This is a genomic window from Roseateles sp., assembly GCF_036486225.1.
In the GTDB taxonomy this organism is placed as follows: domain Bacteria; phylum Pseudomonadota; class Gammaproteobacteria; order Burkholderiales; family Burkholderiaceae_C; genus Roseateles.
This window is the reverse complement of record NZ_DASVNZ010000080.1, coordinates 1-24,209: the sequence shown is the minus strand read 5'-3', so window position 1 is coordinate 24,209 and position 24,209 is coordinate 1. Positions and strand designations below refer to the sequence as shown.

Here is a 24,209-nt window from a genome sequence, read left to right as displayed (position 1 = left end):
GAGGCGCTGCCGCGGCGTGCCTCGTCGTCATGCGGGCTTGAACCTGTCCTTGAGCCCGCCCCAGCAGGCGGCGTAGTTCGTGTCGAGCGCGCCGCCGTTCAGCGCCCAGTCCGACGGACGGAAGCGCCAGCGGCTCTCGAACATGAAGGCCAGCGTATGGTCCAGCTTTTGCGGCGCCAGCGTACGCGTGCTGGTGGCCTCGAAGGCGTCGGCATCGGGGCCGTGCGGCACCAGGCAGTTGTGCAGGCTCGCGCCGCCGGGCCGGAAGCCTTCGGGCTTGGCATCGTACTGGCCGTAGATCAGCCCCATGAACTCGCTCATCACGTTGCGGTGGTACCAGGGCGGACGGAAGGTGTCCTCCTGCACCAGCCAGCGCGGCGGGAAGATCACGAAGTCGCAGTTGGCGGTCCCGGGCGTGTCGCTCGGCGAGGTCAGCACGGTGAAGATCGACGGATCGGGATGGTCGAAGCTGATCGAGCCGATCGTCATGAAGTCCTTGGTGTCGTACTTCAGCGGCGTCAGGTTGCCGTGCCACGCGACCACGTTGAACGGCGTCACCGCCTGCGCGTTGCGCCACAGCGCGCCGCCGGTCTTTCGGATCACCTCGTACGGCGCGCCGTCGGGCTCATGCGCCGCGACCGGCGCGAGGACGTCGCGCGGATTCGCCAGCCCGTTGGAACCGATGGGGCCGAGCTCCGGCAGCCGGAAGGCGGCGCCGTAGTTCTCGCAGAGGTAGCCGCGAGCGCGGGTATCCGGGCCGTCCAGCGCCTCGACGCGGAAGGTCACGCCGCGCGGGATCAGCGCGATCTCGCCGGGCACGACGTCGAGCAGGCCCATCTCGGTGGTGATGCGCAGCCCGCCTTCCTGAGGAACGATCAGCATCTCGCCGTCGGCGTTCATCAATGCGCGACGCGTCATCGGCCGGTTGAAGGCATAGATCAGCGAGGCCATGCCGACCTGCGCGTCGGGGTCGCCGTTGCTGACGATGGTCTTGAGGCTGTCGACGAAGTCGACGCCGGGCGCATCGGCCTGTTCATCGGGCATCGGGAAGGGATGCCAGCGCAGCGGGTCCGGCGGCGCCGCGACGCCGCCCGCGGCGCCGCTCGTCCAGAACGGCTGCTCGTACGCGTGGAACGCGCCCGTCACGACCGACGGCTGTCGACGATACAGCCAGGTGCGGCGGTTCTCGACGCGCGGCGCGGTGAAGGCGCTGCCGGACAGCAGCTCCGGATACAGATCCATCGGCGCGCGCTGCGGGCTGTTGCGGCCCTTGGGCAGGGCGCCGGGGACGGATTCGGTCTCGAACTGATTGCCGAAGCCGCTCTGGTAGCTCAGCGCGCTGGGCGCCGTGTCGGCCGCCTCGGGCGGAAGAAGGGTCTCTGGTGCGTTCATGCTTGTCCTCGTGGGGAAGCGTCGCCCGGGGTCGGGGCATCGATGGAAACCGGATTTGCGCGGGCCGCCGCGGCCAGCGCCTCCAGCAGCACGTCCTGCCGGCCGATGTGGTTGGCCAGCAGCAGGACCAGCCGCGCGTTGAAGGCGTGGCTCGCCTCGACATCAAGGCCTTGATGCGCCCTCAGCAGCGCTTCGTAGAAGTCGTCGCCGGCGTCGAGATTCGCAGCGGTGATCAAGGGCATGCCGCAAGCTCCTCATGGGAAACGTCGTGGCCCAGCGCGCGACGCATCGCGGCTCGGATCGCCTCCCCAGTCGGCATGTTGCGCCAACGCGCGCAGACGTGCTGGTCGGGGCGCAGCAGCACGGCAGCCCCCGCGGCTGCTGCGTAGCGCTGGCGGACCAGTCCGCGTGCGTCGAGGAGGGCGTCAATGTGGAGGATGAGCAGCGGCTCGGCTTCAGACCCCGCGTTGCCAAGCGCGGGCTCTCCACGGGGCATGGGGGATCCCTCCTGGACCCCCAAGCCCCATTCCGGCCCCACAGACGCTCGTTGACTCCGGCCTCCTTCGTCGTCTCCGTCGAACACCATCAACGTGAAACGGCCCGGCTGCATCTGGCGCAGCAGCCATGCGTCGTGATCCTCGACGCGGATCGGCGCGTCCGCAGCGGGCATGCCGTACCGCACCGTCGGTACCGAGAGCCGTCCGCTGTTGACCAGGCGGCGCGCGAAATCGAAATCCTTGGCGAGCGTGAGCGTCGCGTCGCGGAACATCCGGCTGACCTCGCTCTTGGGCGTGATGAAGTCGGTGGAACGCGTCGAGTTCAGGATGTTCTCGTCGGCCGCGATCTCGCGCTCGCGCGCATACGTGTCGAGCAGCGCCTCGGGCGCGCGGCCCTGGATGACCGCCGCCAGCTTCCACGCGAGGTTGTCGGCGTCCTGGATGCCGGAGTTTGCCCCGCGGGCGCCGAAGGGCGAGACGCCATGCGCCGCGTCGCCCGCGAACACGATGCGTCCGTGCCGGAAGCTGTCCATGCGCATGCAGGCGAAGGTGTAGACGCTGGCCCACACGAGCTCGATCTCGGGCACGACGCCGTCGCCGCCCGCGGCGATCGAGGCCTCGCGCATCAGCGTTCGCACGCGCGGCAGGATGCGCTCGGGCTGCTTCTCCAACTCGGGATCGGCCCCCCAGCCGAGCTGGAAATCGATGCGCCACACGCCGTCGGGCTGCCGATGCAGGAGCACGCTCTGTCCGGGATGGAAAGGCGGATCGAACCAGAACCAGCGCTCGGCGGGGAAGGGCGCGTCCATGCGCACATCGGCGATGAGGAATCGGTCCTTGAAGGTGCGACCGTGGCTTTCTTCGCCGATCAGCGTGCGCAAGGTCGATCGCGAACCGTCGCACGCGACGACGTGATCGGCCAGCAGCGTGTACGGGCCATCGGGCGTTTCGATCTGCAGCGCGACGTGGTCGTCGTGTTGCGTCAGACCGGTCACGCCGTGATGCCAGCGGAGATCGATCAACGGGAGTTCGAGTGCACGCTCGACGAGGAAGCCCTCGACGTAGTACTGCTGCAGGTTGACGAAGGCGGGACGCTGGTGGCCGGCCTCGGCGAGCAGATTGAATTGATAGACCTGCTCACTGCGGAAGAACACGCGTCCGACGTTCCACGAGACGCCCTTGTCGACGAGCCGCTGGCCGCAGCCGAGGCGGTCGAGGATCTCCAGCGTCCGCTTCGCGAAGCACAACGCGCGCGATCCGACGGAGAGCCGACCGTCGTTGTTGAGCAGCACGACGGGCACGCCTTGCAGCGCGAGGTCGATTGCCGCCGTCAGCCCGACCGGCCCCGCACCAACGACGACGACGGGATGGCGCGCAGGCTGGTCGCGCTCATGCGCGTCCTGGTCCGCGCTGCGGCGGTAGGGGTAGACGACGCGCTGATAGTCGACATCGGACGGCACGGCGGTCTCCGTCGCTCAGCCTTCGAGCGTCTGCCACATCTCCTGGTCGCGCTGCGCGGTCCAGATGCGCGGATCGCGGAACTGCGTGACCTCGTCATAGCAGCGCGTGACGTCGAAGGGCATGCAGTGGTCGAAGATGACCCAGTGGCCGTACTTCTGCTTCATGACGGCGTAGGTGTCCTTGTAGACGGCGTTGAGCTCCTTGCCCGCGGCGACGCCGGCCTTCACCGAGTCATGCAGGTCGGCGATGAAGCTGCGCGTGCCGGCCAGTCCCTGCGCGACGGATTCGGGCGTGGTCAGCGCTGCGCCTCGTCCGGGAACGAGCGCACTCGGCTTGAGCGCGGCGAGGTTGTCCAGCGTCTGCGGCCAGTCGCTGAAGTACGCGTCGCCGGCATAGGGCGTGGCGTCGAACTCGACCAGATCGCCGGAGAAGAGGATCTTCTGTTCCGGCAGCCAGGCGACGGTGTCGCCCTTCGTGTGCCCGCGCCCGAGCTGCAGCAGCTGCACCTCCAGCTTCCCGAGCCAGACGCTCATCGCGCCCTGGAAGGTGATGGTCGGCCAGGTCAGCCCGGCGGGCACCGATTCGACATTGCGGAACAGCCGCGGGAAGCGGCCGATCTCGCTGGCCTTGTCCTGCTCGCCGCGTTCGACGATGAGGTCGTAGGTGTCGCGGCTGGCGATGATGTGCTCCGGCTCGTACGCCGACGCGCCCAGCACCCGCACGGCGTGATAGTGGCTCATCACGACGTACTTGATGGGCTTGTCGGTGACCTCGCGGATGCGCCGGATGACGTCCTGCGCCATCACGGGCGTGGCCTGCGTGTCGATCACCATCACCGCATCGTCGCCAATGATGATCCCGGTGTTGGGGTCGCCCTCGGCCGTGTAGGCATAGGCGTTGTCGCTGAGCTTGACGAAGGAGACCTGCTTCTCCTCGACGTCGGCGTGGCTGGCGAACTGCTTGGTCATGGCGTGTCCCGGGCGTTGGCTGAGGGGGAAGGATGGGGAGGGCGGGTGCTGAAGAAATTCAGCAAAACAGAACTCGTTTGTTGGATGCGAATATAGCTGTGTCGCTGAATTCGTTCAACAATAGCGAAATGACCATGCCAGACACCGCCGACGACGCGCCGGATGCCAATGACCGCGAAGACCCCGTCGACAGGGAAGACCGGGAGGACCGCGAGGACAGGCGCGGCATCCAGAGCATCGAGGTGGGCGGTCGTCTGCTGAAGGCGGCGGCGGCACGCGGCCAGCCGTTGCCGCTGAAGGCGCTGTCGCAGGCGGCGGAGATGAGCCCGGCGAAGGCGCATCCCTACCTGGTGAGTTTCTGCAAGCTCGGGCTGATGCGGCAGGACGCCGCGACGGGTTACTACGGTCTGGGGCCGCTGGCGATGGAGATGGGCCTGATCGGCATGCGGCAGATCGATCCGATCCGGCTGGCGACGGCGCGGCTGGAGGCGCTGGCCGAGGAGATCGGCCACACGGTGGCGATCGCGGTGTGGGGCTCGCAGGGCGCGACCATCGTGCGCACGGCGGCGTCGCCGGCGGCGGTGCACGTGACGATGCGGCACGGGACGGTGGTGTCGCTGTCGGACACCGCGTCGGGGCCGCTGTTCGCGGCCTACCGGCCGGAGGCGGAGATCAAGGCGATGCTCGCCGACGCGCGTCGCAAGGGTCCGGCGGACCTGGCGCGCGTGGGCCCGCACGATCGGCCGCGCGAGCTGCCGACCTGGGCCGCGTTCTCCTCGACCTTGGAGGAGATCCGCGTCCGGGTGATGCACCGCTCGGTGGGCGGGATCGTCGAAGGCGTGAGCGCGCTGGCCGTGCCGGTCTTCGACAGCGATGCGCAGATGGCGCTGGCGCTGACAGCGATCGGACCCTCAGGGGCCTTTGATGCGGCGTGGGACGGCGCAGTCGCGCGCGGGCTCACGGGAGCGGCGACCGAGCTGATGCGCGAGATCGGCGGGCGCTTTCCCGGGTGAGCTCCCACCGCACGAGTCCTCTCGCAGGTGCTGGTCGCTTCAGGGGTGACGATCCAGGTCGACCTTCGCCATCGGCGCCGCGGCTTCCATGACCAGCGCATACAGCAGGTCGGCCGTCATCGTCGCCTTGGCCATCTCCATGGCCTGCTGCGCCGCGATGGCGTACAGCAGCGGCCAGTAGGTCGGCTCGGGGCACAGCAGCTTGACGGTCGGGAAGAGCGCGGGCCACAGGTTGCGCACGTAGTCGATCGGACGCTCACCTGGCCGATGGCCGTCGGGCAGGCGCGGGATGCCGAAGGCCGGCGTGCCGATGGTCGACGCCACATGCCCCGCGACCTCGGAGGCCTTGGGCAAGGGATCCAGCCCGAGCGACTGGGCTTGCGCCGCCGCCAGGCTCCACACCGAGTGCTCCGATTCCAGCAGCAGCTGATTGGGCGGATCACCGAAGAAGTAGCGCTGACCGCCGGCCTCCATGGTGATGAACGCGGAAAACTCCGGCGCCCCTTTCCGCAGCGATTGCGCGCGAATGCTCATCTGGCAGGCGTAGCCGGCCAGAGCGCCGAGCGCGGTGAGCAGCGATTCCGCATGGACGCGGCGTTCCGGTCCCTGGCTCAGTCCCTCGAGCAGGCGTTGCAGGACCTCGCGCGCGCCGATCTTGGCGCCGATGTGCGGGTCGGTCGCGCTCTGCGCGCGGATGGTGTTCACCAGGGCCGTCGTGGCGGGGTGCTCGCCGCTGGAATGCGGACGTGGGGCAGGACGGGGCGACGGCGCGGGGGTCTTGGCCCCGCCGCCGAACAGCTTCTTGAACATCTGGTTTCTCTCCCTGGATCGTCCGACGGGGCGAAGCGTCGATGGCGGCTTCTTGGCTCCCGGGACGGCGCGATTGTCCATGCGCATGGCGCGCAGGCGTCTCACCCCATCGGGGGGCTGTGGAGACGATCAGACGGGCAAGCCGGTCTGATCATTGCTGCGGCGAAGCGGGCACCTCGGTCAACCCGCCGGTCCACGCCGCGGCGGAGTGCGTCCAGATCTGCCGCGAAGGCCGCAGCTGGTCGCGCTCTTCCAGGCAGCCCAGCCGGATCACCGCGTGCGTCGGGTTCTCCGCGGCGGCGCCGTACAGCGCCGTGCCGCAGTCGGGGCAGAACACCTGCGCGCGCCGGTTCCCGCTCTGCGCGACCTTCACATAGGTCTTGGGCGAACCCGAGATCTCGAAGGTCGCCATCGGCGCCGAGATGACCGCGCGATAGGGCGCGCCGGACAGGATCTGACAGTCGTCGCAATGACAGACGACGACCTGCGTCGGATCGACCTCGCCGGTGAACTTGATGGCGCCGCAGTGGCAGGAACCGTGGACTCGCATGACGTCAATGCTTCGGAGTTCGGACACACGGCAGTCTAGGCCTCCTGCGCCGCGTGGTGTCCCACGAGGACGCCATTTCGAGGCAGTGTCTCGGTCTGCGTCGGACGCTGTCCACGCGAAGCTCCAAGCTGCGCCACGCCGGCCGCGCGAAAGGCCGCCAGCCGTTCCGCATACGGATCCAGCGCATCCTCCGCCCTGCCCAGCGGCAGCCCCGTCACGACCGCGAAGCGTTCAGGCGTCACCTGTCCTTCGGCGATCAGTTCATCGACCAGCGCCAGCAGCGCCTCGCGGTGCGCTTCGATCAGCGCCGTGGCGCGCGCGTGCTCAGCCTGCAGCAGCGCTTCGACCGCCGCGTTGGTGAGCTCCACATCCGTGCAGACGTGCTCATCGCTGTCCGTCGACACATCGGTGCGACCGATGCGCTCACCGTGTCCCAGGTGGCGGAGCATGCGCGCCGCCGTCCGCGTGGCCTTGCGCAGGTCGCTCGCGGCGCCGCTGGAATTCATGTCGGCGCCGAAGACCAGCAGCTCCGCCGCGCGGCCGGCCAGGCTCGCGCAGATCGAATCGAGCAGGTTCCGGCGCGACCACACCTTGCGCGAGGTGTACGCGTTGTAGCCGCCCTCGAAGCTCGCCACATGGATCTTGATCTCGCGCGGCGCCAGGCCGAACAGCAGCGCGTGCACCAGGCCGTGGCCGGCCTCGTGCACTGCGAGCAGCGCCCGGAAGTCGACGTTGCTGCGCTGGCGCAGGCGGTTGATCTCGAAGGGCTCGGCGATCGCGCCCGACGCGCCGCCCCAGTGCGCGATCAGGCTGCGACCATCGGCGCTCAGGCGCACGCAGTCGCCGGCAGCGGCGCCACGCTCGATCGCCCATAGCGCCGCCTTGGCCAGCCCGGTCCCGAGGATCGCGTGCAGCGACGAAAACAGCGGCCGCGTGCCCTGCGCGGGGAACACGGCGTTCGCGTAGATCTGCGCGTGCACGCTGTCGGCCAGCTCGAAGCGCAGACCGCAGCGCGCCTCCGAATCCCGGACATATCGCGCGCAGCCGTGCGCGATCACCTGCTCGTACGCGCGTCGCGACAGCGACGGGTAGATCACGTGCTCGTTGCCCAGCCGCGCCACCTGCTCCGGCTTGAAACGCTGGTTGAGCGCCTGCTTGACGTCGATGACGCTGAGCTTGCCGGTCATCGCGTGGAAGATGTCGGCATCGCTGTCGCAGTCGTCCACGCTGGTGGCGAGGTCCTCGTACATCTCGTCGAGGTTGCCGCAGACGAAGACGAGCAGCCGGCTGTAGTCGGTCTCCCAGTGATGCTGGCCGCTCTCGCGGAACGAGCGCAGGCGCGCCTGGACCTGGTCCGGCGTCCACGCCATGATCTCCATCAGCGGCTCGTCGAGCTTGAGGGTGCGCTGCAGCTCCTGCGCCTCCCAGGCGCGCAGCTTGAAGCGCAGCTTGGCCTCGTCGGCATCGGCACGCTCGGCGTCGAAGGCCGCCTCCGCGATGGACGACTCGATGTCGGCCAGCAGCGAGAGCGCCGGCGGCAGACGGCCGTCGGAAAGCAGCGCCCAGACGTCCTGGTAGCGCTCCACGCGCAGATCGTCGCGCTTGGCGCTGATCGTGCGGAAGCGCTGGAACTCGTCGAGCGCGAGGATGCCCGGCTCGCCCTCGCGCACGCCGGATTTCGCCAGCATGCCGGAGATGCTCTGCGCGCCGCGCATCCCCGCGCCGTTGGAGAAGCCGTCCATCTGCACTTCGACGAAGCGGTCGTAGAAGCCCAGCAGCTGCGCCAGGCGGCGCACGAGCTGCGTCTTGCCGGTGCCCGTCAGGCCCCAGAGGCAGACGATGACGGGCCGCGAGACGAGCTCGGGCATCACGTACCAGGCGCGCACCGCGTCGATGACGCGGTCGATGATGGGATCGATGCCGAACAGCTCGGTCTTGAGCTGGGCGGCGACGGTGTGCAGCTGCTGGTTTCTCTGCGCCAGCTGCGCGCGCAGGTCGTGGGAATCATTCATCCCAATCCTCCCGTCGCAGCAGCGCCTGCAGCGCCACGCGGTCGGCGCGGCGTTGCGCGCCGCGGCTCTGGATGTGCTGGCCTGCGCCGCGCAATCCACGTTGAGCCATCGCGCGCGCCACGGGGTCGCGCGCACCGGGGCTCGTCTCGAGCACCAGCGTCATGGCTTGTTTCATGCGGCGCAGGGCCTTGACCCGCCCCTCCTGGAGGGCGCGGGAACGGAGTTGTGCACTCATTGCGGTTTCCGAAAAGCAAAAGCCCCGGCTCAAGGGCGGCGGGGCTTTGCATGCCGCGCGGTCTGAGGCCGTATCTGTGAACAGACACGGTTCAGCCGGGGCTCGGGAACCGTGTTCAGTCGATGGTCGAAAGGAACAGGGAGGACATAAGAGGGATCTCCGTCAATGCGGGCGCTGTCGTGGGCGCCTTCAGCAGTGGACGCGGATGATGCTGAGCGAGGGCCCGTCGCGCAAGTGCGATTCGTCTGCGATGCCGCGGCGCGTTGCGGCGCGCCAACGATGCCCACGAGCTCGGGCGTGGTCATGCGGCCGCGATCGCTGCAAGCAGGCAAGTCCTGGCACGGCGCTTCGATCGACCGAAGCGCGACGGTCGCGATGTGGCGCGCTTGCCGCGCGCCTCTCCCTCCGAGGGGTGTCCCCCCTCGGAATCGCGTGTCTCGCATGGGTGTCGACCCACAATCCACGCCGAGGAGAAAAACATGGCTCTCATTCGCGCCTGGTTGGTGCTCATCGTGTTGTGGCTGGCCTGTCTGGGTCTGGTGGTCTGGGTGCGTTCACTGACGCGCAGACAGGCCTTGGCCTGGTTCCAGGTGGCGCGTTGGGCGGCCGGCGGCGCGGTGCTCGCGCTGGGGCTGGCGGCACTCACCATCTATCTGTTCTGAGGAGAAGAAAAATGAACACCACCATCCACGCGCGTTCGTCGCGTTCGTCGCGTTCTTCGCGTTCTTCGCGCCTGTCGCTGGGCGTGCTCGCCGTGGCCGCGTTGCTCGGCGGCTGCACCCGCATCGAAACGGGCGAGGTCGGCCTGCGCGTCGGCGTCGACAAGCAGATCAGCGGCGCCGAACTGCTGCCCGGCAGCTTCAACCAGACGCTGTTCGGCGATGTGCTGACCTTCCCGGTCCGCGACATCGCGGTCATGCTGGAGAACAAGCAGCCGCTGACGTCCGACAACAGCACGCTGAAGGACTTCGACATGACGCTGGTCTACTCGATCAATCCGTCGGCGGTGTCGGATCTGTGGACCACGAAGAGCCGCACCTTCCATGCCTTCAGCCGCGACGACCGCGACTGGATCCTGATGCACGGCTACATGACGACGGTGACCAACAACGCGGCCTACAAGGCGGTGCGCGAGTACAAGGCGCTGTCCGTGGCGGACAACCGCCAGAAGATCGAGTCCGAGATCAAGCGCATCGTGACGGAGACGCTGGCGTCCGAGGGGCTCGCGACGGCCTTGTCGGTCTCGCTGGTGCAGGTGCGGACGGTGATGCCGGCGGACGACATCATCGCGTCCGCCAATGCCGTGGTGACGGCGCAGAACGCGCTGCGCGCCAAGGAGATCGAGGTGGAGACGGCGAAGAAGGAAGCCGAGCGGATCGCCGCGCTGAACACCAACAGCAAGGCGATCGAGTACATGAACGCGCAGGCCCAGCTCAAGATCGCCGAAGGCGTCGCCGCCGGCAAGGTGCAGACGATCGTCGTGCCTTACGACTTCAAGGGCATCGTCAACGCCAACCCGGCACGCTGACGGGTCGGCGCGGATTCGTCAGGTCTGCGCGAGCGCCTGCGCCTCGAGCTGCGACTTGAGGCCGTCCGGCAGCTTCAGCTGCCGGGCCAGCTCGTCGAGGTAGGCGCGCTCCATGAAGCTGGTCTCGTCGACCATCAGCAGGCTCGCGAGGTACATCTCGGAGGCGATCTCCGGCGTGGTGGCCGCCTGCGCGACTGCGGCCGGATCGAGCGGACGACGCAGGACGTCCTCCTGCCAGCGGCGCAGCTCGGGGTCGTCTTCCTCGCGGCTGAGCGCCTGCTCGATCAACTCGCGCTCGCGGTCGTCCAGATGGCCGTCGGCCTTGGCGGCCGCGATCATCGCCAGCAGCACGGCGCGGCTGTGTTCCTCGGCCTCGTCCTGCGGCACGCGGTCCAGGGTGCGGGGCTCGGCCGTGAGATGCGCTTGCGATGCCGGCGCCGAGCCCGGCGCATGCGCCTGACCCGACGCCCCTTGCGCCTGCTGCTGCGCTTGCCAGGCCGTGTAGGCCTTGTAGGCCATCAGCCCGAGCGCCGCGATGCTGCCGTACTTCAGCGCCTTCCCGCCGTAGCTGCGCCCGCGCTTGCTGCCCAGCAGCGCGCCCAGGACACCGGCCACGCCGGCGCCCGCGCCGATCTTGCCGAGGCCGCCCAGGTTGCCGAGATTCCCGAGGTTCCCCAGGTTGCCGAGATTGCCCAGCCCACCGAGCCCGCCAAGCCCGCCTGAGCCGCCCCGGCCCGGCACGCTGCCGCCCTGAAGCAGGTCCCGCCCCGATCTCAGCAGTTGATCCAGAAGTCCATGCGCACTCATCGCCAGCCCCTTTCAACACGGTGGAAGAGTCTGTCAGGTGAGGGCGCCGGACGGTATCCCCAGTCCGTTCGGCCTGTCGATGGATTCGGTCGGGCCGGCTTGTTCGGCGAGGCAGGCGATGCTATCGATGCTGCGGCCATCAGCATCAGCATCAGCATCACGCCGAGCCCGGCACCATCGAAAACATGTGCGCATCCCACGCCTGGCCGTCGACGCCCCGGATGCGATGGCGCAGCAGCCCTTCGTAGTGCGCGCCGCATCGCCGCGCCACGGCGAGGCTGGGTTCGTTGCCATCCGCGACCACGATCTCCACACGCATCAGCTGGAGCTGTCCGAATGCGTGCCGGCTGAGCGCGCGCACCGCCGCCGACGCCGCTCCCTGACCCTGCCAGGACGAGCGCACCCAGTAGCCGAGGTTGCAGAACGGATGCACCGCGTGCAGCGAATTGAGCCCGCCGCCGCCGACGAAGTCGCCGGTCTCGCGGTCGAAGATGCCGAACTCGTAGCTGGTACCGCTCTGCCAGCCCCGCGCGCAGTGGTCGAGCCATTCCGCGCCTTCGGCGGCGGAGAACCCCGCGTGCGCCCACTTCATCCAGCGGCCGATGGACACATGCGACTCGCGGACCGCGGCGACGAAGTCCGGCAGATCGGCGGGGCGGTAGGGGCGCAGCGCGAAGCGGCCTTCGATCAACTCGACGCTGGGCGTGCCGGGCGAGACGACGGCGCCGTCATCCCAGACCTCGCCTGCCAACTGCTTCGCGCAGGCCATCGTCGAGCGGTTGTAGCGCGACAGCCGCGGCGCGAGCACGGCCAGCGCCAGTCCCGCGGCTTCGTTGCCGCGTCCTTGCGCGGCGTAGGTGAGCGCAAGAATCGATCGCGCTTCGTCATGCAGCGGGCGATCGTTGCCGGGTTGCATGTGATGCGCGAGCTCGCCGACGAGCAGCGCCTCGCTTTCATCGAGACGCTTGAGCCAGCGCAGCGTGCTGCCGAGCTGGATGACCGCGCGCGTGCGGCGATACGGGTCGAGCCTGCCCGATTCGAGCGCGGCGCGGTACAGCAGCTCGGCCTCGGCTTCGAGCCCGGCCGTGTCGCGCGCGCAGGCCCGCTCGAAGAGGGCGCGGGCATCGTCGTCGGGGCGCTCGGCGGCGAGCGCGTCGATCTCGTCGACCAGCTGCGAGCCGGTGAGATCCGGCGCGCGTCGCCAGACATCGTCGATGCGCAGGGTCCAGGCGTCGTGGAGCGGTGCGGGTGCGGTCATCGAGGCAGTCTAGCGACTGCCCCAGAACGTGCTGGAAGTCTGCAGCACGATCATCGCGATCGTGGCCGCGGCCATCGCCCCTGTCGCCAGCCAACCGAGCACGCGCCACAGCGGCGGCATGCGCAGCTCGCCAACGATCTTGCGGTGCGACGCGGCCACCATCACGGCGATCATGATCGGCACCGAGATCACCGCGTTCACGACCGCCGACCAGTAGAGCGCCTTGATCGGATTGAAGCCCGACAGGCTGAGCGCCAGCCCGATCAGCATCGCGCCGCTGAGGATGGCGTAGAACACCTTGGCGGAATGGGCGGGGCGGTCGAGGCCGCGCCGCACACCGGCGAGCGTGGCGACCGCGTACGCGGCCGAGCCCGCCAGCACGGGCAGCGCCAGGAAACCGGTGCCCACGATCCCGGCGGCGAACAGCACGAACGCAAGGTCGCCGGCGATTGGCTTGAGCGCCTGCGCGGCCTGCGCGGTGGTCTCGATGTCGCGCACGCCGTGGGCGTGCAGCGCCGCGGCGGTGGCGACGATCATGAAGAACGCGATCGTGTTGGAGAACCCCATCCCGACCAGCGTGTCCGTGCGCAAGCGGCGGAACTGTTCCGTCGCCTGTTCCGGCGCGACGGCGAGCGGTCGGTCCGCATCGATGCGGCGGATCTCCTCGGCTTCCTGGCTGGCCTGCCAGAAGAAGAGGTAGGGGCTGATCGTCGTGCCGAGGATCGCGACGACTGTAGTCGTGTACTCGCGATCCCAATGCATGGCCGGCATCACCAGCGACTTCAGCGCGAGCGCCCAATCCGCCTGCGCCGCGAAGCCCACGCCGACGTAGGCCAGCAGCGTCAGCGTCAGCCACTTCAACAGCATCACGTAGCGCGCGTAGGGCAGCCAGATCTGCAGCAGCAGCGAGAGCAAGGCCATCGCGACGACGAAGGCGCCCGGCGGGCCGCCGACGGCCAGGTGCATCGCGTCGCCCATGGCACTCAGATCGGCGCCGAGGTTGATGACGTTGGCGACGACCAGCAGCGAGACGAGCCCGACGACCAGCCAGCGCGGACAGAGCCTGGAGAAGTTCTCGGTCAGGCCCTTGCCGGTGATGCGGCCGATGCGCGCGCTGGCGAGCTGGATGCCGACCATCAGCGGGAAGGTGATCAGGATGGTCCAGCCGACGCTGTAGCCGTATTGAGCGCCGGCCTGCGAATAGGTGGCGATGCCGCTCGGATCGTCGTCGGCCGCGCCGGTGATCAGGCCGGGGCCGAGCTTGCTCCACCAGGGAGCGCTGATCGGCGGCTTTCCGGCGGGCGCCGCGGCGTCACTGTCGAGTCGATCCATGCCGGGCTCCTGGGTTGCAGGAGCACAGGCAAGCGCAATGCCTGCCGGCTATTGCTCGAAACGCAGGTCCTTCACCGGCAGCGCCGGCGCCTGCCACGCATAGGCGGGATGGAGCACATTGCGCTCGTCGTGCATCCCCGGCCAGCGGAGCTTCAGCAGCTCGGCCAGCGTCCATCCGGCCCAGTCGGCCCGGAACGGCCGGGAGCCGGCCGACGCGTCGAAGCGGGCGTCGCTGCGCCACATCAGCGCGGGGATGCGGTACCCCGAGGCCGTGCCGGGGCTGTGGCCGGCGTGATCGAGGCTGTGCCCGACCTCCTGGCCGTGGTCCGACACGAACATCCACGCGCCGCGTCCGCCGGCCGGCAGGTGGCTGCGCGTGAGCCGCAGCGTCTGCGCGACGATGCGGTCGTGGTAGTGGATGGCCGAGTCGTAGTCCTGCCGGAACTCGCGCACCCACGCGGCGCGACCGTCGCGCGCCATCGCGCTGTCCACGGCGTCGCCGTCGTCGTGGTCGAAGGGATGCTCGCCCGGCGGCATGCGCAGCCGGTAGTGCGGATGCGCGCCCAGCAGATGCACCACCACCAGCTTGCGCGGCGCCGGATCGGCCAGCGCCGCTTCGACCTCGTCGAGCAGCTCGCCGTCCAGAGAGCCCGACGAGCGCCCCGGCTGCCGGTTGATCATCTCGACCACGTCGGCCAGTCGCGCATGCTGCTGGTCGACGGCGACGTCGTCATGGTTGCTCACCCACCAGACCTTGTAGCCCGCGCTCTTGGCCAGCGCGATGAGGTGCTGCGTGCGGCCGGCGGGGTCGTCCTCGTCGCGCTCGCCGAAGCTGAACAGGCCGCTGAGCGACGCGACCGTCGTCGCCTGCGCCGACCAGGCGTGGCGCAGCGTCAGCAGCCGGGACCGCTCCTCGTCGCGCAGCGCGATCAACTCCGGCGTCGTGGCGCGTGCGTAGCCGTAGAGACTCATGTTGTCGCGGTTCACGCTTTCGCCCAGCACCAGCACGACCGTCGACGACATGTCCGTCGTCATCGTGGGTGCCGCGGCACCGGCGTTGCGCATCAACTGCTCGCGCTGGACCTGCTGGTCGGCCCAGTTGGCGCGCAGGGCCGCGACCTGCTGCGTCCACGCGGGCCAGAACAGCAGCGGATGATGCCGGCGCCAGGGCTTGCTCAAGTGGGCGAGGGCGCAGATCGCGAGCACCACCAGCAGCGCGATGCGCGCGTGTCGCGAGAGCGCCGCCTGATCGCGGGTCACGCGCGTGGCGAGCGTGATCGCGACGCCGGTGAGCGCAAGCATCCCGATCAACGCGGCGACGGCCAAGGCCATCGCGGGCAGCTGCGAGGTGAGAAATTCGATCGCCTCGCGCGGCGTCGTGTTGGCTGCCGCGGCGAGCACCAGCGAGCTGTCCGGCGCCGCCTGGTAGTCGCGCTGCAGGAAGCCGCGCACCGCGCCGTCGACGAGGAACGCCCCGATCACGACGAAGGCCACGGCCCAACGGACGCGACGCCACGCAGGGCGCTCGATGGGCCACAGCAGCCAGAGCAGGGCGGGAAGGGCGAGCAGCCCGACCTGGGCCGCACGACGGCTGTCGTGGCCCGCCAGCACCGCGCCGGCACAGGCGAGCGCGAGCAGGCCCAGGGCGCCCCAGCGCAGCATCGCGGGGCGCTTGAGAATGGAATCGGACATCAGACCGGAGAAGGGAGCGAAGGCGCGGAGTCTACGCACCCGCTCACAACATCGGCTTCAGCACCTTCCACACGTTGTCCAGCATCACCGGATGCGCCTTGGCCAGCGGATGGATGCGGTCCCCCTGGAACCACTCGGCCATGTCCGGACGGTCGGCCACGCCGGCCAGCAGGAAGGGCTGCAGCGGCACCTTCTCCTCCTGCGCGACGGTCTTGAAGCTGCCCTCGAAATCGCGCGCGTAGCTCGCGCCCATGTTGGGCGGGATCTGCATGCCGACCAGCAGCACCTTCGCGCCCGCCTCCTTGCCGGCCTGCACCATCGCCTTCAGGTTCTCGCGGGTCATCTTGAGCGGCAGGCCGCGCAGCGCGTCGTTGCCGCCGAGCTCGATGATCAGGTGCGTCGGCCGATGCTGCTTCAGCAGCGCCGGCAGCCGCGAGCGTCCGCCCGAGGTCGTGTCGCCGCTGATGCTGGCGTTGACGACCTCGGCATCGAGCTTCTGCGCCTTCAGCCGCTGGTCCAGCAGCGCCACCCAGCCGCTGCCGCGCGCCAGGCCGTACTCGGCCGAGAGGCTGTCGCCCAGCACGACGATGCGGCGCGCAGCCGTCCCCGGTGCGCCCGGCGCGGTGCCGCCTTCGGTGCGACCTTGCGCCGCGACAGGCCCGGCCAGGACCCCCGCCGCGACGAGGGTCGCGACACAGGCGCTACAGTGCAGCATCCATTCACGGCGGCGCATCTGCGGTTGATTCATGGTTCAGAACATCCTCGAAGTCGATCACGTCAGCAAGTCGGTCCAGGATGCCGACGGCGTGCTGACCATTCTGCATGACATCAATTTCCAGCTGCAGGCGCGGGAATCGGTCGCCATCGTCGGCGCCTCGGGCTCCGGCAAGAGCACGCTGCTGTCCATCCTCGCGGGCCTGGACACGCCCTCCGAAGGCACGGTGCGCCTGCGCGGGCAGGACATGTTCACGCTCGACGAGGACGGCCGCGCCGCGCTGCGCGGCGCGCACCTGGGTTTCGTGTTCCAGAGCTTCCAGCTGCTGTCGCACCTGACGGCGTTGGAGAACGTGATGCTGCCCTTGGAGCTGCGCGGCGAACGCGATGCACGCGCGCTGGCCAAGCTGATGCTGGAACGCGTGGGATTAGGGCAGCGCTTGTCGCACTACCCGCGCGTGCTGTCTGGCGGCGAGCAGCAGCGCGTCGCGCTCGCCCGCGCGTTCGTGCAGCAACCCGCGCTGCTGCTGGCCGATGAGCCCACCGGCAGCCTCGACTACGCCACCGGCGAACAGGTCATGGCGCTGATGTTCGAACTCAACCGGGAACTGGGGACGACGCTCGTCATGGTCACCCACGATCAGGGCATCGCGGCGCGCTGCGAGCGGCAACTGAAGATCTCCGCAGGACACCTGCAGGACATCACGATGGCGGATCTGCCTGCCTGAGCCTCAGACCCGCGCTGCGCGCTCGCGCAGGCGCCTTCTGCGCTCGAAGCGGATCACGGCCCACCAGCCGATGTAGACGATCACATAGAGCGCCAGGCCCAGGATGACCCCGGCGAGCGGCAGGCCCACGAGCAGTGGCGTGCCCAGTTCGGAGAGCCATTGGCTCAAGGCGTGCCACCAACTGCTCGGATCGCTCCAGTTCAGCGCCAGCTCCTTGGGGGCCGAGATCGGACCGTGGATGCCCAGCACTTGGCGGCCCAGGAAGATCGCCAGCGTCCAGATCGGCACCAGGGTCAACGGATTCGTCAGCCAGGTCGCGGCGATGGCGGCAGCGACGTTGGCGCGGCACGCGATCGCGACCACGGCCGCCAGCAGCATCTGCGTCGGCAAGGGGATCACGCCGACCGCCAGACCCAGTCCCGCGCCCAGCGCGACGCGGCGCCGGTGCGCCACCCACAGCCACGGCCGCTCCCGCAGGTAGAGGCCCAGCCACTTCAGTCCCTTGGTCTGTTCCAGGGACTCGGGCGAGGGCAGCAGTCGGCGGGCAAGTCGGGAAGCCGTCATGGGGGCATCAGGATCCGGGAAGCGTCAGATGTGAAAAGCCCGCGCGGCTGACCTGCAGCGGCGCGGGCTCTGAACAGTACAGCAAAGACTGTTCGGTTCGGCGATCAGTTCTGCGAGAACTTGAAGTCGGTCTTGGCCTTGGTGCGCAGTTCCTCCTGGAACTCCGCGACCTTCTGCTGCTGCATGCGCTGGATGATCTGGCCCTTGACGTCGTCGAAGGCCGGGAACTGCGCCGGGCGCGTCTCTTCCAGCTTGATGATGTGGAAGCCGAACTGCGACTTCACCGGCTCCTGCGTCATCTCGCCCGCCTTCAGCTTGGCCAGCGCGGCGCTGAACTCAGGCACGTAGGCGTCCGGCGCGGACCAGCCCAGGTCGCCGCCGTTCTGGGCGGAACCGGTGTCCTTGGAGTTCTTGGTCGCGAGGTCCTCGAACTTCGCGCCGCCGTTGAGCTGCTTGACCAGCGCCTTGGCGTCTTCTTCCTTCTCCACCAGGATGTGGCGGGCGTGGAATTCGGTGCCCGAGGCCTGCGCCTTGAACTTGTCGTACTCGGCCTTGGCGTCGACGTCGGTGATCGGGTTCTTCTTCGCGTAGTCGGCGAAGAGCTCACGGATCAGCAGCGACTGGCGCGCCAGTTCCATCTGGTTCTTGTAGTCGTCGGTCTTGTTCAGGCCGCGCTTCTCGGCTTCCTGCAGGAAGATCTCGCGCAGGACGACCTCTTCCTTCACCTTGGCTTCCATCTCCGGGCTGCGCGGCTGGCCGCCCTTGGTGATCTGGGTGATCAGCAGGTCGGCGCGAGCCTTCGGCACGGGCTTGCCGTTCACGATCGCGATGTTCTGAGCCAGGGCCGGCAGGGCGACGGCGCCGATGACCGCCACGGTGGCGGCGAGCACAAACTTCTTCATGATGGGTAAAGGGCCTTTCGACTCTCGGGTGAGCGTGAGCGCTCCAAAACAAAGCGCCGACTGGCGGCGCTACTAGAGACCTGGTTTCTGCTGTTCGTCGGGCGCGCGCGCGTCGATGGCGAGCGCGTGGATGCCCTTCTGCATCAGATCGGCGAGGGCATCATATACGAGCCGATGCCGATGCACCCTGGGTAAACCGGCAAAGCGCGCGCTCACGATTTCGAGGTAGTAGTGGCCTCCTTCGCGTGCTCCGGCATGCCCCGCGTGGTGTGCGCTGTCGTCGCGCAGACGCAGCACTTCGGGTGCCAGCGCGGCCCGCAGGCGGGCCTCGATCTCGACCGAGGGCGTGGCCGCTGGATTGGGCGCGGCCCTCGATGCCGACGGGGGATTCCCGTGTCCGCCGTCGCCGCTCACGGCTTGGGTTCCTCGGCGGGCGCCTCGGCCTCGTGCGGCAGATGGCGGCTCATGTAGACGCCCTGGCCCAGCGTGAACAGCAGGATCAGGCCGGTCGATCCGAAGGCCTTGAAGTTGGCCCAGGCCTCGGTGCTGAACGAGTAAGCGACGTAAAGATTGGCAAAACCCATCAGTCCGAAGAAGGCCACCCAGGCCCAGTTGAGCCGTGTCCATGCGGCATCGGGCAGCGGCAGTTCGGCGCCCAGCATCTTGCGCAGCAGGTTCTTGCCGAGGAAGACGTGGCTCACGAAGAAGGCCGCGGAGAACGCCCAATAGAGCATCGTCGGCTTCCACTTGATGAAGGTCTCGTTATGGAAGTAGACGGTGGCCGCACCGAGCGTGACCACCAGCCCCAGGCTGATCCACAGCATCAGGTCGACCTTGCGGCCGCGCAGCTTCAGGAAGAGCACCTGGGAGATCGTCGCCAGCATCACGACCAGGGTCGCGAGCAGCACCGGCGCCTCGGTCGGGCCGACCTTGCCGCCGGAGACCAGGAAACCCAGGTGCTCGGTGGCGAAGGCCGCCGCCCAGTCCGGCTGTCCGTCGGCGTACTTGAACGTGACGAAGAACAGCAGGAGCGGCAGGAAATCGAGCAGGAGCTTCATTCGGTCGGGGATCAGTGCGGCGCGCTCAGCGCTGGGGCTCGAAGTCTATCGCGGCGGAATTGATGCAGAAACGCTCGCCCGTCGGTTCCGGGCCATCGGGAAAGACGTGGCCCAGGTGGGTGCCGCAGTGGTTGCAGCGCACCTCGACGCGGACCATGCCGTGCGTCGAATCGACGACGCGCTCCACGACCTCGGCGTTGATCGGCTCGTAGTAGCTGGGCCAGCCGCAGCCGGCGTCGAACTTGGTGTCGGCCTTGAACAGCGGCGTGCCGCAGCCGACGCAGTTGTAGTTGCCGGCTTCCCAGTGGTCCCAGTACTTGCCGGTGAAGGCGCGCTCGGTGGCGGCGTGGCGGGCGACCTGGTACTGCGTCGGGTCCAGCTGTTCGCGCCATTCGGCGTCCGTCTTCTTGACGGGGTAGGCGGTGTCGCGGTCGCGGTCCTGGTCGGTGGCGTCTTGGATGAACTTGTCGTAGCGGCTCATGATGAACAGGAAACCTCCAGCGTTTGGGCCCAGTCGGGCGGGAAACCGGCGTCGGATGCCAGCGCGGGCTCATCGAACGGACGGCGCAGCACGTCCAGCAGCCGACGGACCTCGCTGAAGTCGCCGGCCTCCGCCTGTTGGATCGCCGTCTCGGCCAGGTGATTCCTCAGAACCACCGCCGGATTGACCGCGTTCATCCGCCGGGCACGGGTCTCAAGTGCGTCCATCGTCTCGATCTTCAAGCGTGCTGCGTACCGCGTCGCCCAGGCGTCGAATCCGGCGCGGTCCAGGAACAGGTCGCGGAGGCCCGCATTCGCCGTCGCTTCCAGTGCTTGCGCCGGATCGAAGCCCGCCAGCCGGCGGTGCGCGATCGTGTAGTCGGTGTGGTGCGCGGCCAGCAGTCGCAGCCAGTCGTCGATCAGCGGGCCGTCCTCGCCGCGTTCGTCGACCTCGGCGGTCAGGCCGAGCTTCGCGCGCATCGCGCCGAGCAGCGCGGCGCCGAAGCGTTCGCGGTAGATCTCGAGCGCTTCGATCAACTCGTCGCCGGCGGCCTCCGCATCGGTCTCGATGTTGGGCATCAGCGGCAGCAGCGCCTGCGCCAGCGCATGCAGGTTCCAGAACGCGACCTGCGGCTGCCGCGCGAAGGCGTAGCGGCCCTGGTGGTCCGAGTGGTTGCAGATGTGGCCGGGATCGAAGCCGTCCATGAAGCCGAACGGGCCGTAGTCGATGGTCAGGCCCAGCATCGACATGTTGTCGGTGTTCATCACGCCGTGCATGAAGCCCACGGCCTGCCACTGCGCGACGAGTTCGGCCGTCTGCGTGGCGACCTTGGACAGCGCGGCGGTCACCGGATTCGGCGCGTCGGCGCATTCCGGCGCGTGGTGGCGGAGGAAGAAATCGAACAGCTCGCGCGTGCGGGCTTCCATGCCGTGATGGGTGAAGTGCTCGAAGTGGCCGAAGCGCAGGAAGCTCGGAGCAACGCGCGTGACGATGGCGCCGGTCTCGACGCGCTCGCGCTGGACCTTGAGGGCAGTCGATCCGGTGATCGCGAGCGCGCGGGTCGTCGGGATGCCCAACGCGGCCATGGCTTCGGAGCAGAGGAATTCCCGGATCGACGAACGCAGCACCGCGCGGCCGTCGCCGCGACGCGAGTAGGGCGTCAGGCCCGCGCCCTTGAGCTGGAGTTCGAAGTGGCCGTTCGGGCCGTCGACGCCGCCGAGCAGCAGCGCTCGCCCGTCGCCGAGCTGTCCGGCCCAGACGCCGAACTGATGGCCGCTGTACACGGTGGCCAGCGGCTTCATGCCGGCGAGACGGGTGTTGCCGCTGAAGGCGTCGAGCGCACCGGGGCGCGTCGACCAATCCTCGGGCCAGCCGAGCAGCGCGGCGCAGTCCGGGCTGGTCGCGACCCAATGGGGGTCGGGCAGTCCGGTGCCGGGGAGTTCGGTGAAGAAGTCGGGCCCGAGGGTAGCGAAGCGATGGCTCCAGCGTTCAGGCTCGGCGCCTGGAAAGTCCGCGTGGAGGCCCGCGTTGAGAGGCGCATTCATCGCGGCAGTTTACCGAGCCCCCCATGGCCCTGCGGACCATGGGGTGGGGGCCTCAACCGAGCTTGAAGCTCGAGACCGTCTCGACCAACTGAGCCGACTGGTCCTTCAGCGACTCAGCCGCGGCGGCCGACTGCTCGACGAGCGCCGCGTTCTGCTGCGTCATCTGGTCGAGCTGTCGCACGGCCTGGCCGATTTCCCCGAGGGTGAGCGACTGCGCGGCGCTGGACGCGGAGATCTCGCCGATGACGCGGGTGACGCGTTCGACGCTGGTGACGATCTCGCGCATGGTGGCGCCGGTTTCGCCGACGAGGCGCGAGCCGCCGTCCACGCGTTCGACCGAGGCCGAGATCAGCGACTTGATCTCCTTGGCCGCTTCCGCGCTGCGCTGGGCGAGCGAGCGGACTTCGCTGGCGACGACCGCGAAGCCGCGGCCCTGTTCGCCGGCGCGCGCCGCTTCCACCGCGGCGTTCAGCGCCAGGATGTTGGTCTGGAAGGCGATGCCGTCGATGACGCCGATGATGTCGGCGATCCGGTTGGACGACTGCTGGATCTCGTTCATGGTCGCGACGACCTGCTCGACCATCGCGCCGCCGCGGCCGGCGACCTGCGAGGCGGTCTGCGCCAGACCGTCCGCTTCACGCGCCGATTCGGCATTGAGCTTCACGCCTTCGCCGAGCTGCGCCATCGCGGCGCCGGTCTCTTCGAGGCTGCTGGCGGCCTGCTCGGTCCGGTTGGACAGGTCGGCGTTGCCGGTGGCGATCTCCGACGACGCATGGCGGACCTGGTCGGCCGACGAGCGCACGCTGGCGATGGTGCTTGCCAGGCGCTGCTGCATCTCCTGCAGCGAGCGGCGCAGCGCGGCGACCTCGTCGGTGCCCTCCACGTCGGCGCCGCGGCGGCTCAGGTCGCCGTCGGCGATGGCCTGGCTCAGCGACTGCGCCTCGGCCAGCGGCTCGGTCACCGAGCGCGTGATCACCAGCGCGATGCCCACGCCCAGCACGATCGCCACCGTCATCAGCGCGATGACCAGGTTGCGGGTGCTTTCGGCCTCGGCCTGCGCTTCCTTGCGCGCGGCCTGCAGCAGGTCGCGGGTGTGCTCGGCGAACTTGTCGATCGCGGCGAGGTAGTCGTTCATCGCCGGGATCAGCTGCGACGCGGCGATCGGCTTGATGTCGCCGCCGCCTTCCTTGACCTTGATGGCGGCCTCGCGGGCGTCCTGGTACTTCTTGCGGGCTGCGCCGATCTCGTCGATCAGCTTGTTGCCCACCGGCTCGGTGATGCTCTCGTCGAGTTCCTTCTGGATCTTGTCGATGCGCGCCGACAGCTCCTTGGACCGCGAGGTGAAGGCCTTGACGAAGTTCTCGTCGTCGACGACCAGCTGCACGATGCGGCGCTGGATGTTGCCTTCGGTCAGGCCCGACCACTGGCGCGAGATCTCCAGCGTGTGCATGTCGACCTCGACCAGGCGCTCGATGCGCTGGTGCAGCATCGACACGCGGATGACGCCCACCGCCGAGGCCACGGCCATCAGCACGATCACCAGCGCGAAGCCGGCCAGGACGCGGCTACGCAGCCGCCAACGATTCAGATTCAGCATGTGGGGAGTCCTTCTTCTTCGCGGCAGACCGGCCCCGGAGGGCTTTGAACCCGGCGGGCGGTCATGTCAGCAGTGAAATGTTTGATACGCGGACGGGATGCTGCCTGTCGAAGGTGAAAACTGATCGGTGGATATGCGGGGTACCCCGTGAACAAAAGCGCGGAAGGCGTTTTCGTGAACCCGCATGTGGGTTTAACGCCTCAGCGGGATCACGACTTGTGCGAGATGCGGTCGGATTCTGGGGATGCGCGGACGGTCCGACATCGCCCGGAAATCGCCCGGAAATCGCGCGGGAAGTGCCTGGAAATCGCCCGGGGTGCGGTCAGGAACGTGGCCCCGGCGGGGGCGGGACATCGAACAGGTTGATCGTCTGCGGCTGGTCCAGCACCAGGTCCGAGCGCGCGCAGGCGACGCAGGGGAGGATCCAGCCCTCGTCCTTCTCCTCCCGGGACAGACCGGGCCATTCGATGCGGTAGTCGACGCGGCCGGACACCAGCTTCGCGATGCAGGCGCGGCAGGTGCCGTTGCGGCAGGAATGCGGCAGGCGCAGGCCGTGGTCGAGCGCGGCCAGCAGCAGCGTCTCGTTCTCGGGCGCGTCGAAGCGCCAGCCTTGGGGATGGAGCTCGACGGCGTAGACCGCGGCGGCGGCGGGGGATGAGGGGGAAGAGGGCGCGCCGGAGTCCTCGGCGGCGTCATGGGCGTGATCCATGGTCGCCATCATGCCGTGCGCTAAGCTTCCCCGATGCCTCACGTCACCACTGCCACCCCGGGGAACGGCGCGTCCGCCGATCAAGCCGATCAAGCCGATCAAGCCGTCCAGGCCGTCCAGGCCGCCCAGGCCTTCTTCGACCAGCTCAACCGCGACTACGTCGCGGTCCACAAGCGCAAGGAAGACCTGTTCTGGGCCACCTACATGGCCACCAGCGAGGACCACGAGGGCTTCGGCCGCGCCGAGACCGACTACAAGGCCTTCATCTCCGATCCGGAGAAGCTGGGCGCGACGCGCGCGCACCTGGCCGCCGTCGAGGCCGCCCTTGGCGCCGCGCCGGGCGCCTCCGCCGCCGGC

At 68.8% G+C, this 24,209-nt stretch carries 26 protein-coding genes; 5 read left to right on the top strand and 21 right to left on the bottom strand.

Features of this window, described 5'->3' with window-relative positions; genetic code table 11:
- Positions 1-27: 27 nt before the first annotated feature.
- Genes hmgA through VF536_RS05945 form a run of 4 tightly spaced genes read right to left on the bottom strand, consistent with a single transcriptional unit; the run spans position 28 to position 4,318 of the window.
- The gene (hmgA, locus tag VF536_RS05960) at positions 28-1,392 is read right to left on the bottom strand and encodes a homogentisate 1,2-dioxygenase (protein ID WP_331613894.1); all 1,365 of its coding nucleotides are present in this window, start codon (positions 1,390-1,392) and stop codon (positions 28-30) included.
- Positions 1,389-1,634 carry a DUF2783 domain-containing protein gene (locus tag VF536_RS05955; RefSeq protein ID WP_331613893.1) on the bottom strand — a complete coding sequence of 82 codons (246 nt, stop codon included), beginning with the start codon at positions 1,632-1,634 and terminating at the stop codon, positions 1,389-1,391. Before VF536_RS05955 ends, hmgA begins: the two co-directional genes overlap by 4 nt.
- Positions 1,625-3,349: an FAD-dependent oxidoreductase gene (locus VF536_RS05950; protein WP_331613892.1), complete on the bottom strand. Its 1,725-nt coding sequence runs from the start codon at positions 3,347-3,349 to the stop codon at positions 1,625-1,627. Before VF536_RS05950 ends, VF536_RS05955 begins: the two co-directional genes overlap by 10 nt.
- A 15-nt stretch (positions 3,350-3,364) precedes the next feature.
- Complete coding sequence (locus tag VF536_RS05945; RefSeq protein ID WP_331613891.1) at positions 3,365-4,318, bottom strand: MBL fold metallo-hydrolase; 954 nt, start codon at positions 4,316-4,318, stop codon at positions 3,365-3,367.
- A gap of 128 nt (positions 4,319-4,446) precedes the next feature.
- On the opposite strand from VF536_RS05945, the gene VF536_RS05940 reads away from it, so the two are divergent.
- Positions 4,447-5,331, top strand: coding sequence for an IclR family transcriptional regulator (locus VF536_RS05940; RefSeq protein WP_331613890.1), 885 nt, complete (start codon positions 4,447-4,449; stop codon positions 5,329-5,331).
- Positions 5,332-5,370: 39 nt separating this feature from the next.
- Here VF536_RS05940 and VF536_RS05935 read toward each other — a convergent pair whose 3' ends face one another.
- The 4 genes from VF536_RS05935 to VF536_RS05920 form a co-directional block, all read right to left on the bottom strand.
- Positions 5,371-6,141 carry a hypothetical protein gene (locus tag VF536_RS05935; protein WP_331613889.1) on the bottom strand — a complete coding sequence of 257 codons (771 nt, stop codon included), beginning with the start codon at positions 6,139-6,141 and terminating at the stop codon, positions 5,371-5,373.
- 151 nt (positions 6,142-6,292) lie between these two features.
- Complete coding sequence (locus VF536_RS05930) at positions 6,293-6,691, bottom strand: GFA family protein (RefSeq protein WP_331613888.1); 399 nt, start codon at positions 6,689-6,691, stop codon at positions 6,293-6,295.
- 35 nt (positions 6,692-6,726) lie between these two features.
- Positions 6,727-8,703, bottom strand: coding sequence for an AAA family ATPase (locus VF536_RS05925; RefSeq protein WP_331613887.1), 1,977 nt, complete (start codon positions 8,701-8,703; stop codon positions 6,727-6,729).
- Positions 8,696-8,878: a hypothetical protein gene (locus tag VF536_RS05920; protein ID WP_331613886.1), complete on the bottom strand. Its 183-nt coding sequence runs from the start codon at positions 8,876-8,878 to the stop codon at positions 8,696-8,698. The genes VF536_RS05925 and VF536_RS05920 overlap by 8 nt, the downstream gene beginning before the upstream one ends.
- A 539-nt stretch (positions 8,879-9,417) precedes the next feature.
- On the opposite strand from VF536_RS05920, the gene VF536_RS05915 reads away from it, so the two are divergent.
- Positions 9,418-9,600, top strand: a complete 183-nt coding sequence (locus VF536_RS05915; RefSeq protein WP_331613885.1) for a hypothetical protein — start codon at positions 9,418-9,420, stop codon at positions 9,598-9,600.
- Positions 9,601-9,611: 11 nt separating this feature from the next.
- Entirely contained in the window at positions 9,612-10,466 is an 855-nt protein-coding gene (locus VF536_RS05910; RefSeq protein ID WP_331613884.1) for an SPFH domain-containing protein, read from the top strand.
- A gap of 18 nt (positions 10,467-10,484) precedes the next feature.
- On the opposite strand, the gene VF536_RS05905 is transcribed toward VF536_RS05910, so the two are convergent.
- The 5 genes from VF536_RS05905 to VF536_RS05885 all read right to left on the bottom strand — a co-directional run bounded on the left by VF536_RS05905 (position 10,485) and on the right by VF536_RS05885 (position 16,303).
- A complete protein-coding gene (locus tag VF536_RS05905; protein WP_331613883.1) occupies positions 10,485-11,273 on the bottom strand; it encodes a tellurite resistance TerB family protein in 789 nt (262 codons plus the stop codon).
- 157 nt (positions 11,274-11,430) lie between these two features.
- Complete coding sequence (locus VF536_RS05900; RefSeq protein WP_331613882.1) at positions 11,431-12,531, bottom strand: tetratricopeptide repeat protein; 1,101 nt, start codon at positions 12,529-12,531, stop codon at positions 11,431-11,433.
- 9 nt (positions 12,532-12,540) lie between these two features.
- Positions 12,541-13,863 carry a divalent metal cation transporter gene (locus VF536_RS05895; RefSeq protein WP_331613881.1) on the bottom strand — a complete coding sequence of 441 codons (1,323 nt, stop codon included), beginning with the start codon at positions 13,861-13,863 and terminating at the stop codon, positions 12,541-12,543.
- A gap of 48 nt (positions 13,864-13,911) precedes the next feature.
- Positions 13,912-15,555: a phosphoethanolamine transferase gene (locus VF536_RS05890; protein WP_331613880.1), complete on the bottom strand. Its 1,644-nt coding sequence runs from the start codon at positions 15,553-15,555 to the stop codon at positions 13,912-13,914.
- Positions 15,556-15,598: 43 nt separating this feature from the next.
- Positions 15,599-16,303 (bottom strand): arylesterase, encoded by a 705-nt coding sequence (locus VF536_RS05885; RefSeq protein WP_331613879.1) that lies wholly within the window; start codon positions 16,301-16,303, stop codon positions 15,599-15,601.
- On the opposite strand from VF536_RS05885, the gene VF536_RS05880 reads away from it, so the two are divergent.
- Positions 16,302-16,997 (top strand): ABC transporter ATP-binding protein, encoded by a 696-nt coding sequence (locus tag VF536_RS05880; protein WP_331613877.1) that lies wholly within the window; start codon positions 16,302-16,304, stop codon positions 16,995-16,997. The genes VF536_RS05885 and VF536_RS05880 overlap by 2 nt on opposite strands.
- Positions 16,998-17,000: 3 nt before the next feature.
- Here the strand turns inward: VF536_RS05880 and VF536_RS05875 are convergent, their stop codons facing one another.
- The 8 genes from VF536_RS05875 to VF536_RS05840 form a co-directional block, all read right to left on the bottom strand.
- Entirely contained in the window at positions 17,001-17,561 is a 561-nt protein-coding gene (locus VF536_RS05875; RefSeq protein ID WP_331613876.1) for a DUF2062 domain-containing protein, read from the bottom strand.
- Between the two features lie 104 nt (positions 17,562-17,665).
- Positions 17,666-18,463 carry a peptidylprolyl isomerase gene (locus tag VF536_RS05870; RefSeq protein WP_331613875.1) on the bottom strand — a complete coding sequence of 266 codons (798 nt, stop codon included), beginning with the start codon at positions 18,461-18,463 and terminating at the stop codon, positions 17,666-17,668.
- A gap of 72 nt (positions 18,464-18,535) precedes the next feature.
- Positions 18,536-18,796, bottom strand: a complete 261-nt coding sequence (locus VF536_RS05865; RefSeq protein WP_331613918.1) for a BolA family protein — start codon at positions 18,794-18,796, stop codon at positions 18,536-18,538.
- Between the two features lie 77 nt (positions 18,797-18,873).
- The gene (locus tag VF536_RS05860; protein ID WP_331613874.1) at positions 18,874-19,521 is read right to left on the bottom strand and encodes a septation protein A; all 648 of its coding nucleotides are present in this window, start codon (positions 19,519-19,521) and stop codon (positions 18,874-18,876) included.
- Between the two features lie 25 nt (positions 19,522-19,546).
- A complete protein-coding gene (gene msrB / locus VF536_RS05855) occupies positions 19,547-20,002 on the bottom strand; it encodes a peptide-methionine (R)-S-oxide reductase MsrB (protein ID WP_088409021.1) in 456 nt (151 codons plus the stop codon).
- Positions 19,999-21,546 carry a protein adenylyltransferase SelO gene (locus VF536_RS05850; protein ID WP_331613873.1) on the bottom strand — a complete coding sequence of 516 codons (1,548 nt, stop codon included), beginning with the start codon at positions 21,544-21,546 and terminating at the stop codon, positions 19,999-20,001. The genes msrB and VF536_RS05850 overlap by 4 nt, the downstream gene beginning before the upstream one ends.
- Before the next feature lie 52 nt (positions 21,547-21,598).
- The gene (locus VF536_RS05845) at positions 21,599-23,143 is read right to left on the bottom strand and encodes a methyl-accepting chemotaxis protein (RefSeq protein ID WP_331613872.1); all 1,545 of its coding nucleotides are present in this window, start codon (positions 23,141-23,143) and stop codon (positions 21,599-21,601) included.
- Between the two features lie 322 nt (positions 23,144-23,465).
- On the bottom strand, positions 23,466-23,852 hold the full coding sequence (locus VF536_RS05840; RefSeq protein WP_331613871.1) for a 2Fe-2S iron-sulfur cluster-binding protein: 387 nt from the start codon (positions 23,850-23,852) through the stop codon (positions 23,466-23,468).
- A gap of 33 nt (positions 23,853-23,885) precedes the next feature.
- On the opposite strand from VF536_RS05840, the gene VF536_RS05835 reads away from it, so the two are divergent.
- Positions 23,886-24,209: hypothetical protein (locus tag VF536_RS05835; RefSeq protein WP_331613870.1), on the top strand; the 324-nt coding region annotated here is incomplete at its 3' end.

What these genes read in the sequence shown, in the direction of transcription:
- hmgA (WP_331613894.1), bottom strand. Translation starts at nt 1,392, where the DNA reads ATGAACGCACCAGAGACCCTTCTTCCGCCCGAGGCGGCCGACACGGCG.
- VF536_RS05955 (WP_331613893.1), bottom strand. Translation starts at nt 1,634, where the DNA reads ATGCCCTTGATCACCGCTGCGAATCTCGACGCCGGCGACGACTTCTAC.
- VF536_RS05945 (WP_331613891.1), bottom strand. Translation starts at nt 4,318, where the DNA reads ATGACCAAGCAGTTCGCCAGCCACGCCGACGTCGAGGAGAAGCAGGTC.
- VF536_RS05940 (WP_331613890.1), top strand. Translation starts at nt 4,447, where the DNA reads ATGACCATGCCAGACACCGCCGACGACGCGCCGGATGCCAATGACCGC.
- VF536_RS05935 (WP_331613889.1), bottom strand. Translation starts at nt 6,141, where the DNA reads ATGTTCAAGAAGCTGTTCGGCGGCGGGGCCAAGACCCCCGCGCCGTCG.
- VF536_RS05930 (WP_331613888.1), bottom strand. Translation starts at nt 6,691, where the DNA reads ATGCGAGTCCACGGTTCCTGCCACTGCGGCGCCATCAAGTTCACCGGC.
- VF536_RS05925 (WP_331613887.1), bottom strand. Translation starts at nt 8,703, where the DNA reads ATGAATGATTCCCACGACCTGCGCGCGCAGCTGGCGCAGAGAAACCAG.
- VF536_RS05920 (WP_331613886.1), bottom strand. Translation starts at nt 8,878, where the DNA reads ATGAAACAAGCCATGACGCTGGTGCTCGAGACGAGCCCCGGTGCGCGC.
- VF536_RS05915 (WP_331613885.1), top strand. Translation starts at nt 9,418, where the DNA reads ATGGCTCTCATTCGCGCCTGGTTGGTGCTCATCGTGTTGTGGCTGGCC.
- VF536_RS05910 (WP_331613884.1), top strand. Translation starts at nt 9,612, where the DNA reads ATGAACACCACCATCCACGCGCGTTCGTCGCGTTCGTCGCGTTCTTCG.
- VF536_RS05905 (WP_331613883.1), bottom strand. Translation starts at nt 11,273, where the DNA reads ATGAGTGCGCATGGACTTCTGGATCAACTGCTGAGATCGGGGCGGGAC.
- VF536_RS05900 (WP_331613882.1), bottom strand. Translation starts at nt 12,531, where the DNA reads ATGACCGCACCCGCACCGCTCCACGACGCCTGGACCCTGCGCATCGAC.
- VF536_RS05895 (WP_331613881.1), bottom strand. Translation starts at nt 13,863, where the DNA reads ATGGATCGACTCGACAGTGACGCCGCGGCGCCCGCCGGAAAGCCGCCG.
- VF536_RS05890 (WP_331613880.1), bottom strand. Translation starts at nt 15,555, where the DNA reads ATGTCCGATTCCATTCTCAAGCGCCCCGCGATGCTGCGCTGGGGCGCC.
- VF536_RS05880 (WP_331613877.1), top strand. Translation starts at nt 16,302, where the DNA reads ATGGTTCAGAACATCCTCGAAGTCGATCACGTCAGCAAGTCGGTCCAG.
- VF536_RS05885 (WP_331613879.1), bottom strand. Translation starts at nt 16,303, where the DNA reads ATGAATCAACCGCAGATGCGCCGCCGTGAATGGATGCTGCACTGTAGC.
- VF536_RS05875 (WP_331613876.1), bottom strand. Translation starts at nt 17,561, where the DNA reads ATGACGGCTTCCCGACTTGCCCGCCGACTGCTGCCCTCGCCCGAGTCC.
- VF536_RS05870 (WP_331613875.1), bottom strand. Translation starts at nt 18,463, where the DNA reads ATGAAGAAGTTTGTGCTCGCCGCCACCGTGGCGGTCATCGGCGCCGTC.
- VF536_RS05860 (WP_331613874.1), bottom strand. Translation starts at nt 19,521, where the DNA reads ATGAAGCTCCTGCTCGATTTCCTGCCGCTCCTGCTGTTCTTCGTCACG.
- msrB (WP_088409021.1), bottom strand. Translation starts at nt 20,002, where the DNA reads ATGAGCCGCTACGACAAGTTCATCCAAGACGCCACCGACCAGGACCGC.
- VF536_RS05850 (WP_331613873.1), bottom strand. Translation starts at nt 21,546, where the DNA reads ATGAATGCGCCTCTCAACGCGGGCCTCCACGCGGACTTTCCAGGCGCC.
- VF536_RS05845 (WP_331613872.1), bottom strand. Translation starts at nt 23,143, where the DNA reads ATGCTGAATCTGAATCGTTGGCGGCTGCGTAGCCGCGTCCTGGCCGGC.
- VF536_RS05840 (WP_331613871.1), bottom strand. Translation starts at nt 23,852, where the DNA reads ATGGATCACGCCCATGACGCCGCCGAGGACTCCGGCGCGCCCTCTTCC.